Origin of the sequence: Desulfosarcina cetonica JCM 12296 (assembly GCF_001311845.1) — a bacterium.
GTDB classification, from domain to species: Bacteria; Desulfobacterota; Desulfobacteria; order Desulfobacterales; family Desulfosarcinaceae; genus Desulfosarcina; species Desulfosarcina cetonica.
Genome location: NZ_BBCC01000476.1, coordinates 1 through 1058, shown reverse-complemented (window position 1 = coordinate 1058; position 1058 = coordinate 1). Strand labels below are relative to the sequence as shown.

The 1058-nt window shown below is 66.4% G+C and carries 1 protein-coding gene and 1 pseudogene; both read left to right on the top strand.

The window, feature by feature from the left end:
* Nucleotides 1–460, top strand: a pseudogene (locus JCM12296_RS35075) (hypothetical protein); the annotation flags it as partial.
* A gap of 183 nt (nt 461–643) precedes the next feature.
* On the top strand, nt 644–1058 hold a 415-nt coding region (locus JCM12296_RS35070; RefSeq protein ID WP_172684278.1), incomplete at its 3' end, for a beta-ketoacyl synthase chain length factor.

Sequence of the window (1058 nt, the reverse complement as noted above, 5' to 3'; positions counted from 1 at the left end):
GGCGCTGACCGCCATGCAGGCCGCCCTTTGCGACGCCGGCCTGCCGCCGGAAACCATCGACTACATCAACCTGCACGGCACCGGCACGCCGGACAACGACCGCTCCGAAGCCCTGGCCGTTAACCGGCTGTTCAACGGATCGCCGCCACCACTCTCTTCCACCAAGGGCTCCACCGGCCACACCCTGGGGGCTGCCGGCGCCCTTGAAGCCGGCATCGCCGCCCTGTCCATCCAGCATGGATTCGCCCCGGCCAACAGCGGGGTCGACCACGTGGATGCGGATCTGGCACTGACACCCCTTTTGGCGGCCACGCCCCTTTCCCTGCAGCGGGTGCTTTCCAACAGTTTCGGATTCGGCGGCAACAATGCCGCCTGGTCATCGGCAAGGGATCAGGCCATGAAGCGAAACCGGCCCGCGCTACGGAGAAGCCACTGGTGGTCTCCGCCTACGCTTGCCTGAGCGGACGCGGACGATCCACAGCCACCCTGGCCGCCTTGTCCGATCAAGCCAGTTGCCAGGGCTGCCTGGCAGATAGCGTCGTCTGCCAGGATCTTGCCCCCCGTACGGTGCGCCGTCTGAAGCGCTACCCAAAATCGCCCTGGCCCTGGCCGAGGAGCTGCGCCAGACGATCGATGCAAAGGTCTGGCCCCAAGTCGTCAGCCTGGGCACCGGCTGGGGCGCCTGTCCGAGACCCACGACTTTCTCTCCCGGCTGCAGACAAGCGACTACCAGTTCCCCTCGCCCATGGATTTCATCGGCTCGGTGCACAACGCCCCTGCCGGCCAGGTGGCCATGTTGTTCGCGGCCAAGGGCGCCAACCTTACCGTCAGCGGCGGCGATTATTCCTTTGAAGAGGCCCTTTTGGCCGCCGATGGGGTCACCCGGACATCAGCCGATCCGATTCTCGTCATGGGCGCCGATGAAGCCCACCCCCAGCTATCGCCGCTGTTCGATCCATCGGTATCCGCCGAGGCGGCGCTTTCCGACGGCGGTGGCGCGATTCTCTTGCGCCGCGACGACTCCAGCGCAGGCATCTGCCTCGCCGTGGCCGACTATC